This window comes from Pantoea sp. PNT03, assembly GCF_014852515.1.
GTDB lineage: Bacteria > Pseudomonadota > Gammaproteobacteria > Enterobacterales > Enterobacteriaceae > Pantoea > Pantoea leporis.
The window spans coordinates 598619-610125 of record NZ_JACVBT010000003.1; the positions used below are offsets into that span (position 1 = coordinate 598619).

Annotated in this window: 5 protein-coding genes, 2 rRNA genes and 1 pseudogene; 1 reads left to right on the forward strand and 7 read right to left on the reverse strand. The window is 56.5% G+C overall.

All coding sequences use genetic code 11. The annotated features are described in order from the left end of the window. Positions 1–38: 38 nt before the first annotated feature. A complete protein-coding gene (gene metH / locus IB226_RS14475) occupies positions 39–3722 on the reverse strand; it encodes a methionine synthase (RefSeq protein WP_192236067.1) in 3684 nt (1227 codons plus the stop codon). A gap of 197 nt (positions 3723–3919) precedes the next feature. On the opposite strand from metH, the gene iclR reads away from it, so the two are divergent. Further along, positions 3920–4753 carry a glyoxylate bypass operon transcriptional repressor IclR gene (gene iclR / locus IB226_RS14480; RefSeq protein ID WP_101763122.1) on the forward strand — a complete coding sequence of 278 codons (834 nt, stop codon included), beginning with the start codon at positions 3920–3922 and terminating at the stop codon, positions 4751–4753. On the opposite strand, the pseudogene aceK reads toward iclR, so the two are convergent. From aceK to IB226_RS14510, 6 genes and pseudogenes are all read right to left on the reverse strand, one after another. Continuing rightward, positions 4750–6483, reverse strand: a pseudogene (gene aceK, locus IB226_RS14485) (bifunctional isocitrate dehydrogenase kinase/phosphatase). The gene iclR and the pseudogene aceK overlap by 4 nt on opposite strands. A gap of 57 nt (positions 6484–6540) precedes the next feature. Next, the gene (aceA, locus tag IB226_RS14490; RefSeq protein ID WP_192236069.1) at positions 6541–7842 is read right to left on the reverse strand and encodes an isocitrate lyase; all 1302 of its coding nucleotides are present in this window, start codon (positions 7840–7842) and stop codon (positions 6541–6543) included. Positions 7843–7858: 16 nt separating this feature from the next. After that, complete coding sequence (aceB, locus tag IB226_RS14495; protein WP_110868113.1) at positions 7859–9457, reverse strand: malate synthase A; 1599 nt, start codon at positions 9455–9457, stop codon at positions 7859–7861. A gap of 264 nt (positions 9458–9721) precedes the next feature. Next, positions 9722–10651 carry a homoserine O-succinyltransferase gene (gene metA / locus IB226_RS14500; protein WP_101763126.1) on the reverse strand — a complete coding sequence of 310 codons (930 nt, stop codon included), beginning with the start codon at positions 10649–10651 and terminating at the stop codon, positions 9722–9724. Between the two features lie 296 nt (positions 10652–10947). Beyond that, positions 10948–11063 (reverse strand): 5S ribosomal RNA (rrf, locus tag IB226_RS14505). A gap of 206 nt (positions 11064–11269) precedes the next feature. Continuing rightward, a 23S ribosomal RNA gene (locus tag IB226_RS14510) occupies positions 11270–11507 on the reverse strand; the annotation flags it as partial.

The window sequence follows — 11507 nt, forward strand, 5'->3', positions numbered from 1 at the left end:
ACTCCGTAGCGGCGCCATTTATTGCGCGTTACCGACTATTAATCTGCGTCATAACCTAAATTGGGTGCCAGCCAGCGCTCAACTTCGCTCACGCTCATGCCTTTACGCGCGGCGTAATCTTCCACCTGATCGCGCTGAATCTGCGCCACGGCGAAGTATTTGCTATCAGGATGGCTGAAGTACCAGCCGGAAACCGCTGCGCCTGGCCACATGGCGTAAGACTCGGTGAGCTTCATGCCGGTATGTTTTTCCACCTCCAGCAGCTGCCAGATCGGTGCTTTCTCGGTGTGTTCCGGACAAGCCGGATAACCCGGTGCGGGACGAATACCCTGATAATTCTCGCGAATCAGCTCTTCGTTGCTGAGATTTTCATGGGCGGCAAAGCCCCAAATCACCTTTCGCACGCGCTCGTGAAGATATTCAGCAAAGGCTTCTGCCAGGCGATCCGACACCGCTTTCACCATGATTTTGTTGTAATCATCGTGCTGCTTGTCATACGCCTCGGCCAGCGCATCTTCCTCAATTCCGGCGGTAACCGCAAACGCGCCGAGATAATCGGCTTTGCCGCTGGATTTTGGGGCCACAAAGTCGGCTAAACAGTAGTTGGCGAAGCCAGTTTTCTCGGTCTGCTGACGCAAGTGATGACTGACGCACAGCACCTGATTGCGGTTCTCGTTGCTGTAGATTTCAATGTCATCGCCGACACGGTTGGCCGGGAAAATCCCTACCACGCCGCGTGGATTGAGCGTGCCGGTGCTGCTCAGCATATCGAGCATGGCGTTGGCATCGGCAAACAGGCGTTTGGCCTCTTCGCCCACCACTTCATCTTCCAGGATACGCGGATATTTGCCGGCCAGCGACCAGGTCATAAAGAACGGCGTCCAGTCGATGTAATTGCGCAGCGTTTCAATGCTGGCTTCGACCGGACTCACACCGAGGCGGTGCGCCACCGGCGGCGTATAGCTTTCCCAATCGATGACATAATCATTATCGCGCGCAGTTTGCAGGCTCACCGGCGGCGTGCGCGGCTTTTTGCGCGCGTGCTGAATACGCACCGTGTCGTACTCTTTGCGCGTGCGCGCCACGAAATCTTCTTTCAGCGTTTCGGAGAGCAGCGATGACACCACGCCCACGGTGCGCGAGGCGTTCTGCACGTAGACCGTTGGTCCGCTATAGTTCTGCTCGATTTTCACTGCGGTATGCGCTTTCGAGGTAGTCGCGCCGCCAATCAGCAGCGGGATGGTGAATCCCTGGCGCTCCATCTCTTTGGCGACGTTGACCATCTCATCCAGCGACGGCGTGATCAGGCCGGAAAGCCCGATGATATCGGCGTTCTCGGCAATCGCGGTTTTGAGGATTTTGTCACTCGGCACCATAACGCCGAGGTCAATGATTTCGTAGTTGTTACATTGCAGCACTACGCCGACGATATTTTTGCCGATGTCATGCACATCGCCTTTTACCGTTGCCAGCACAATCTTGCCGTTGCTGCGTCCGGCCTCTTTGCTGGCCTGAATATAAGGTTCGAGATAGGCCACCGCTTGCTTCATCACGCGCGCTGATTTTACCACCTGCGGCAGGAACATCTTGCCCTCGCCGAACAGATCGCCAACCACGTTCATGCCGGACATCAGCGGCCCTTCAATCACTTCAATCGGCCGCGTTGCTGCCTGGCGCGCCTCTTCGGTATCCAGCTCAATAAACTCGGTGATGCCTTTCACCAGCGAGTATTCCAGACGTTTTACCACGTCCCAGCTGCGCCATTCGGCCTGCTGTTTCTCCTGCTCGCCGTCGCTTTTGCTGCCGCGATACTTCTCCGCCAGCTCCAGCAAGCGCTCGGTGCCATCGTCACGACGATTCAGCACCACATCTTCCACCGCGTCACGCAGTTCGGCAGGCAGATCGTCGTAAATAGCCAGCTGACCGGCGTTCACGATGCCCATGTCCATGCCGTTGCGGATGGCGTAATAGAGGAACACCGCGTGAATCGCTTCACGCACCGGTTCATTGCCACGGAACGAGAACGACACGTTGGAGACGCCGCCGGAGATCATCGCGTGTGGCAGTTCGCGCTTGATGTCTTCGCAGGCACCGATAAAGTCCATCGCGTAATTGTTGTGTTCTTCAATGCCAGTCGCCACGGCAAAAATATTCGGGTCGAAAATGATGTCTTCTGGCGGGAAACCGACCTCTTCGGTCAAAATCTTGTAGGCGCGACGACAGATCTCGATTTTGCGCGCCCGCGTATCCGCCTGGCCCACTTCGTCAAACGCCATCACCACCATCGCTGCGCCGTAGCGACGCACTTTGCGCGCGTGCGCGATAAACGGTTCCACGCCCTCTTTCATCGAAATAGAGTTCACAATGCCTTTGCCCTGAATGCACTGCAGGCCTTTCTCGATCACTTCCCATTTGGAGGAGTCGATCATAATTGGCACGCGGGCGATATCCGGCTCACCAGCAATCAGATTGAGGAAGCGCACCATCGCCGCTTCCGCATCCAGCATGCCTTCATCCATGTTGATGTCGATGATTTGCGCACCGTTCTCTACCTGTTGGCGTGCCACATCCAGCGCTTCGTTGTATTTCTCTTCTTTGATCAGACGCATAAATTTGGCCGAGCCGGTGACGTTGGTGCGTTCACCGACGTTGACGAACAGCGAATCGGCCTGAATGTTCAGCGGTTCAAGCCCGGCTAAGCGACAGGCAACCGGAATCTCTGGCAGCTGGCGCGGCGCAACGCCTTCTACTGCGGCCGCCATCGCCGCGATGTGTTCCGGCGTGGTGCCGCAGCAGCCGCCGATAATATTGAGGAAACCGGCGCGCGCCCACTCACCAATTTGCTCAGCCATGATCGCCGCATCGAGATCGTATTCACCAAAGGCGTTGGGCAAACCGGCGTTCGGGTGCGCGGTCACATAGCTTTCGGCAATGCGCGACAGCTCCGCCACATACTGACGCAGTTCATCCGGGCCAAGCGCACAGTTGAGGCCGAACGACAGCGGTTCGGCGTGGCGCAGCGAGTTATAGAAACCTTCGGTGGTTTGGCCGGAGAGCGTACGACCGGACGCATCGGTGATGGTGCCGGAGATCATCAGCGGCAGCTTCACGCCCATCGCTTCCATCTCGGCCTGCACCGCGTAGATTGCCGCTTTGGCGTTGAGGGTATCGAACACCGTTTCGATCATGATGAGGTCGGAGCCACCGGCGATCAGCGCATGCGTCGATTCGCGGTAGGCTTCCACCAGCTGGTTAAAGGTGACGTTACGATAGGCGGGATCGTTGACGTCCGGCGAGATAGAACAGGTGCGGTTGGTCGGGCCCAACACGCCCGCCACGTAGCGCGGACGATGCGGCGTTTTCTCCGTCCATGCGTCGGCGCTGGCACGCGCCAGTTTGGCGGCTTCGAGGTTAATCTCCGCCGACAGCGCTTCCATCGCGTAATCGGCCATCGCAATGGTGGTGGAGTTGAAGGTGTTGGTCTCGAGAATATCCGCGCCGGCAGCGAGATAGGCATCGTGGATTTCGCGGATCACCTCCGGTTTGGTTAGCACCAACAGATCGTTGTTGCCCTTCAAATCAGATGGCCAGTCGGCAAAGCGGCTGCCACGGAAATCCTGCTCACTCAGTTTATAACTCTGAATCATGGTGCCCATGCCACCGTCCAGAATCATAATGCGTTGCGCCAGCTGCTGCTGCAGCATTTCTGTTTTGTTGCTCACTCTCGCCCCGTCCACGTCATTGCGTTGGCTAATATGCCAGCCAGTCATACTGGCACAACTTGCAGGTGATCAAAAGTCAGCTCAGATGAGACATTTTCAGCTATTGCCGATGACAGGTCTGACCAGAAAGTCAGCGTTTGCATTAATGCGGTTAAAAACGAAAATGGTTTCCAGCATTGATGCGAATTGGAGACGTTATGGCAACCCCTGCGCCCGTGAAACGCGGCAAGAAACCGCGTGCGACAACGGCTACCACCAGCGCGCCCGTCGGCGGGCAAGTACAATCTTTGACGCGTGGTCTGCGCCTGCTGGAGCTGATTGCCGAATCCCACGGCAGCGTGGCGCTGACCGAACTGGCACAACAGGCCGGTTTACCCAACTCCACCACTCATCGCCTGCTCTCCACCATGCAACAGCAAGGTTTTGTGCATCAGGTGGGCGACTTAGGTTTGTGGACCATTGGTTCGCACGCGTTTGTGGTCGGCAGCAGTTTCCTGCAGAGCCGCAATCTGCTGGCGATTGTGCATCCGCTGCTGCGCAAGCTGATGGAAGACGCCGGCGAGACGGTGAATCTGGCGGTGCTGGATCTCAGCGATTATCAGGCGGTGATCATCGATCAGGTGCAGTGTACGCAGCTGATGCGCATGTCCGCGCCGATTGGCGGCAAGCTGCCGATGCATGCATCCGGCGCCGGCAAAGCGTTTCTGGCGCATCTGAGCGATGAGCAAGTTACCGCGCTGCTGCATCAAAAAGGGCTGCATCACTACACGCCGAAAACGCTGATGTCGCCGCACAGCCTGAAGGAGAATCTGGCGCTGATTCGTAAGATGGGCTTTTCGCACGATGATGAAGAGCACGCGCTGGGTCTGCGCTGCGTTGCGGCACCGATTTATGACGAACATGGCGAACCCTTCGCCGCCATCTCAATCTCCGGCCCGATTGCGCGCATGACTGACGACCGCATCACCGAGCTGGGAGCGCTGGTGATCCGCGCCGCGAAGCAGGTGACCCAAACCTATTCTGGCCGCTAAGCGGCCACCGACGCATAGCGCGCGCTGAAACGCTGGCTGGCGCGCCACGCAATGACCTCTTCAATATGCCCTTCGCGGATGCGCGTTTGCAGCGCGCGCCACCAGTTGGGATCAAACAGCTGCGGATGCAGCGCCTGCAGCAGTTTGCCGGTCGAGGGTTCGCTGCACAGCGCATAGCGGAAGGTTTCCGGGAACACATCATCCGGCCCGACGCTGTACCACGGCTCGGCCTGCAGCTCATCTTCCTCATAGCGCGCCTGCGGCACATCGCGGAACACCAGTTCGGTCATCGGGCGGATTTCGTCGTAATCGTAAAACACTACGCGGCCATGACGCGTCATACCAAAGTTTTTGTACAGCATGTCGCCGGGGAAAATATTCGCTGCCGCCAGCTGACGAATCGCATCACCATATTCGCTAATCGCATGCTGCCGCTGTTCCGGCGAAGCCTGAGCCAGCCACAGATTAAGCGGCTCCATGCGGCGCTCCAGCCACAAATGGCGGATGATCACCACATCGTCGCGCAGCTCGAGCTTTTCCGGGATATCGCGCTCAAACTCCGCCATCAGCTCGGCCGGAATACGCGCGCGCGGTAACGCAAAGTGCTCAAACTCCTGCGTATCCGCCATACGACCCACGCGATCGTGCTCTTTGACCATGCGATAGCAGTCGCGCACCTGCGCATCGGTGACCTCTTTTTGCGGTGCGAAGCGGTCTTTGATCACCTTAAATACGCGATCAAAACCCGGCAGCGTGAACACCATCATTACCATGCCGCGGATGCCGGGCGCGACGGTGAAATCTTCCTGACTGTGCGCCAGATAGTGCAGGTATTCACGGTAGCATTCGGTTTTACCGTGCTTCTGACAGCCAATCGCCATGTAGCGCTCTGCCACGGTTTTTCCCGGCAGAATCGGTTGCAGCCACGCCACCAGCGCGGCCGGCACCGGCGCGTATACCATGAAATAGGCGCGGGCAAAACCAAACACGATGCTGGCATCATCGCTGTCGGTGAGACAGGTATCAATCCACAAACGGCCAGCATCATCGCGCTGAATCGGCAGCAAACAGGGCACCATGCCATCACTCAGCTGCAGTCGCGCCACAATCCACGCGGTTTTGTTGCGGTAAAACAGTTCGCTGGCGACATCCAGCGTCGCCGTTGCCAGCTGTGTGGCACCAAACTGCTCGTGCAGATGGCGCACAATCCAGCCGATATCGCGCGTTTGATCCTGCCACGTTAGACGCAGCGGAATGTCATTCAGCACCTGACGCAGTGTTTCCTGTCAATTCTTCTGTGGACGATAGAGGCGCGACAGCGGGCGCGGCGCAACCGGTGCGGGCGCATAGGGCTGCGACGGCAAGATAAACAGACGCTCGGGCGACAAATGGCTGTGGCCCTGCAGGCGACAATAGACCGAATTGAAGAAGCTTTCGGCGATTTCATGGCGCGGATAGCCGGGCAGCAAGGTTTCGTAATGGCTTTTCACCCGTAGCCAGAACGCGTCATCCCAGTCCGAAGTGTCATTGAGAATGCGCAGCTGGTTGGTGACCAGGCCAACATGGTGATCGTAAAGATGGATACGCGCTTTCATTGCCTGCTGCACCGCGTGCCAGTCGGCCTGCTCGAAGCGCTGTTGCGCACCGGCGGTAATATCCAGAAAGCGGCCATACTGCGCGTCAAAACCTTGCAGAATGGTGTGGGCGATCAGCGATTCTCTCGGTGTCATCGGCAACGCTCCTTTAGCGGTAAGTGGTCGCCATTGAATGGCGACCTTACAACGGCTTCAGAATTGTGCGGCTTCGGTGGAGCCGGTCAGCGCGGTCACGGAGGATTGTCCGCCCTGGATGACGTTGGTGACGCGATCGAAATAGCCGGTGCCCACTTCCTGCTGATGCGATGAGAAGGTGTAACCCTTATCGCGCGCCGCAAACTCCGGCTGCTGCACTTTCTCAACGTAATGGCGCATGCCTTCGCCCTGTGCATAGGCGTGCGCCAGGTCAAACATGTTGAACCACATGCTGTGAATCCCGGCGAGCGTAATGAACTGGAAGCGATAGCCCATTTCGCTCAGCGCCTGCTGGAAACGGGCGATAGTGCGATCGTCAAGGTTCTTCTTCCAGTTGAACGAAGGCGAGCAGTTGTAAGCCAGCAACTTGCCGGGATACTGCGCGTGAATCGCGTCGGCAAAGCGCTGCGCCATCTCCAGATCTGGCGTTGAGGTTTCGCACCACAGCACATCGGCATAAGGCGCATACGCTAGCCCGCGGCTGATCGCCTGTTCAATCCCGGCACGCGTGCGGAAGAAGCCTTCCGAGGTGCGCTCGCCGGTGATAAACGCCGCATCGCGCGGGTCGCAATCTGAGGTGATCAGATCGGCGGCATCCGCATCGGTGCGCGCCAGCAACACCGTCGGTACGTTCATGACGTCCGCGGCCAGACGCGCCGCCACCAGTTTCTGAATCGCTTCCTGCGTTGGGACTAATACCTTGCCACCCATGTGGCCGCACTTCTTCACCGCCGCCAGTTGGTCTTCAAAATGCACCGCGCCGGCACCGGCCTGAATCATCGATTTCATCAGCTCGAACGCATTGAGCACGCCGCCAAAGCCCGCTTCCGCATCGGCGACAATCGGCAGGAAGTAATCAATAAAATCACTGTCTTCTGGCGATACGCCGCTGGCCCACTGAATTTGATCGGCACGCTGGAAGCTCTGATTAATCCGCTCCACCACATTTGGCACCGAATTCACCGGATACAGCGATTGGTCGGGATACATCTGCCCGGCCAGGTTAGCATCTGCCGCCACCTGCCAGCCGGAGAGGTAAATCGCCTCTATGCCGGCTTTCGCCTGCTGCACCGCTTGTCCGCCGGTCAACGCGCCGAGGCTGTTGATGTAGCCTTTGCTCGATTCACCATTCAGCAGCGACCAGAGTTTGGCGGCACCGCGCTCCGCCAGCGTGCAGGCGGGATTGACCGAACCGCGCAGATTGACCACATCCTCCGCACTGTACGGACGAGTAATTCCCTGCCAGCGCGCATCATTCCAGCTCGATTCCAGTTGTTTGATCTGTTGCGTACGATTCATCGTCATATCTCCAGGTTCAAGGCAGCAGGCGGTAGCCCGGCAGAGTGAGGAAGGAAACCAGTTCGTCATCGGTGGTAATTTGCGCCATCAGCGCGGCGGCATCGTCGAAGCGTCCATTTTGAAAACGTTCTGCGCCAACGGTTTGCTGCAAGGTGGCCAGCTCTTCCTCCAGCAGCCGTTCAAACAGCGCCACCGTTACCGGCTGGCCATCGCTGAGAATTTGTTTGTGATGAATCCATTGCCAGATGGAGGTGCGGGCGATTTCAGCGGTGGCGGCATCTTCCATCAACCCATCAATCGGAACGCAGCCGTTGCCGCTGATCCAGGCTTCCAGATATTGCAGCGCCACGCGGATATTGGCGCGCATGCCGGCTTCAGTACGCTTGCCGCGACAGGGCGCCAGCAGACGTTCGGCGGTGATTGGCGCATCCTGCTCACGCGTGATGTGCAGTTGATTGGGCTGATCGCCCAGCCGACGGTCAAACTCCTCCATCGCGATATCAGCCAGGCCGGGATGCGCCACCCAGGTTCCGTCGTGACCGTTGCCCGCTTCTCGCGCTTTATCTTCCTGCACCTTTTGCGTCACCCATACATTGCGCTCCGCGTCTTTGCTCGGAATCAGCGCCGACATACCGCCCATCGCCAGCGCACCACGACGATGACAGGTTCGAATCAGCAGGCGTGAATAGGCATCGAGGAATGGCTGATCCATGCTGATTTGCTGGCGATCCGGCAGGATACGATCGGGATGCTGGCCCAGCGTTTTGATGTAGCTGAAGATGTAATCCCAACGGCCACAGTTCAGGCCAACGACGTGATCACGCAGTTCCCACAGGATCTCATCCATCTGGAATACCGCCGGCAGCGTTTCGATCAATACCGTGGCTTTGATGGTGCCGCGCGGCAGATCGAAGCGATCTTCACTGAAGCGGAAGATCTCACGCCACCACGCCACTTCAGCGGCATGCTCGGTTTTCGGCAGATAGAACCATGGCGCGTGGCCCTTCTCCAGCAGCGCTTCAACGTTGTGGAAAAAGTAGAGCGCAAAGTCGAACAATCCGCCGGGAATGGCCCGATCGCGCCACTCCACATGCTTTTCATTCAGATGCAGACCGCGCACCCGACACATCAGCAGCGCCGGATTGGCGCGCAGCTGGTAGATCTTGCCGGTTTCACTGGTGAAGCTCAGCGTGCCATTGACGGCATCGCGCAGTGTTAATTGTCCGTCGATCAGCTTCTGCCAGGTTGGCGCCAGTGAATCTTCAAAATCGGCCATGAAGACGTTGACGTTCGCGTTGAGCGCGTTGATCACCATTTTGCGATCCGGCGGCCCGGTGATCTCTACGCGACGATCCTGAAGCAGCTGCGGAATAGGACGAACTTGCCACGCATTTTCACGAATGGAAGCGGTTTCCGAATCAAAGCCGGGTAACTCACCCTGATCGTAACGCTTCTGTCGTTGCTGGCGTGCTTTCAGCAGGCGTTCGCGCTCTGGTGCAAAGCGCACCACTAATGCGTGTATAAAGTCGATTGCTTCTGGGGTAAGCAGCTGCTTTTCCGCGTGGGTAAAGGGCTGGCTGAAGGTTAGCGTATTGCTGATAACCGAGTCTGTCATGCGGGCTGCCTCCTGAGTTGATCCATCGTTTAACGATCGGATCCGGATGTAGGGTGTTTTATAACCTGCAAGATCAGAGCATAATGATTTTTATTTTAATTTCAAAAATTATTTCCATTTTAATGTTTATGTTAATTTATCAGATTGATATTTATGTAATTTAATCTCTCGAATTAAAGGCAATGACTTCCACTGGGGAATTGAAGGCAAAAAAAAGCCGCGATAGCTTCGGCTAGCGCGGCAGGATCAAACGAGGTGATGGATCTATTCGAGTGTTGGATTCATCCGGCGCAGATCGAACGGCGTGATCTGATAAACGTAGTAGTTCAGCCAGTTGGAGAACAGCAGGTTGCCGTGGCTGCGCCAGGTGGCGCGCGGTGGCAGCTCTGGGTTGTCGTGCGGAAAGTAGTTGAACGGCACGTCCGGCTGCAGGCCAGCATCGTAATCGCGATGATACTCACCCGAGAGCGTCAGGGCATCGTACTCCGGATGGCCGGTAACAAACGCCAGGCGCTTGTCTTTGCTCGCCATCAGATATGCGCCGGTGGATTCCGATTCGGCAAATAGCTCGAGATCGGTGTAATCGCGGATCAGCTGGCTCGGAAAATCAGCATAGCGTGAATGCGGGGCCAGGAAATTGTCGTCAAAACCGCGCGTTAGCAAGGCGTGGGGATGCAGGATTTGGTGCTCATAAACACCGGACAATTTGTTCTGCCGCGTCTGCTTAGGAATGCCATACAGAATGTTGAGTGCCGCCTGAACCGCCCAACAGACAAAGAGCGTGGAGGTAACGTGTTCATTCGCCCAATGCAGCACGCGCTGAATCTGCGGCCAGTAAGCGACATCATTGAAATCGACCAATCCCAGCGGCGCGCCGGTCACAATCAGTCCATCGAAGTTATCGTTTTGGATGTCTTCGAAGTTGCAGTAGAAGTTGTTCAGATGCTCTGTCGGCGTGTTGCGCGACTCGCGGCTATCAATGCGCAGCAGCTGCACATCAATCTGCAACGGTGAGTTAGAGAGCAGACGTAGGAACTGATTTTCCGTCTCAATCTTCTTTGGCATCAGGTTAAGAATCAGCACTTTTAGCGGACGGATCTCCTGAACACTGGCGCGCGACGACGTCATGACAAAGACGTTTTCATCGCGCAAAAAATTCACTGCCGGTAATTCGTCGGGAATCCTGATTGGCATAACCTACTCACCTCTTACTGATAACCGTATAAACGTTTAGACATCCAGATGCCCGACATTAGCTTGTTATGTCGGGAATGTCGAGTCTTCATGCGGTTTATGAAAATGTTTCAGCTTTAGGTGGGATTTGGGATAAGTCGTGGCGTATTTATGCTGGATTAGCTTCTTGAAATGAAAGTTTGAGATGAGATTTGCGTGATTTTCATACACTGAATCGCTCTATTCTATGCGATTTTAGCTGATCTCAGACGTAAAAAAGCCCCGGACTTTCGTCCGGGGCTTCTTCACTATTTGATGCCTGGCAGTTCCCTACTCTCGCATGGGGAGGCCCCACACTACCATCGGCGCTACGGCGTTTCACTTCTGAGTTCGGCATGGGGTCAGGTGGGACCACCGCGCTAAAGCCGCCAGGCAAATTCTTGCTGCACGAAACGAATATTTTTCACTGATGCCGCGTTGCTCTCCCTCGCGTAACTCAGTCACATACTTCAGTATGCTCCCTCGCTCCGTCTCGGTCGGCGCCTCGCCTCAGCGTAAAATCTTCGCTTCCGCTAATTCTTTATCCGGTAAAACAAGCTGAAAATCCGGTCTCTCAGACCAAAACGCCTCTGGCGTTGTAAGGTTAAGCCTCACGGGTCATTAGTACCGGTTAGCTCAACGCATCGCTGCGCTTACACACCCGGCCTATCAACGTCGTAGTCTTCAACGTCCCTTCAGGACCCTCAAGGGGTCAGGGAGAACTCATCTCGGGGCAAGTTTCGTGCTTAGATGCTTTCAGCACTTATCTTTTCCGCACTTAGCTACCGGGCAGTGCCATTGGCATGACAACCCGAACACCAGTGGTGCGTTCACTCCG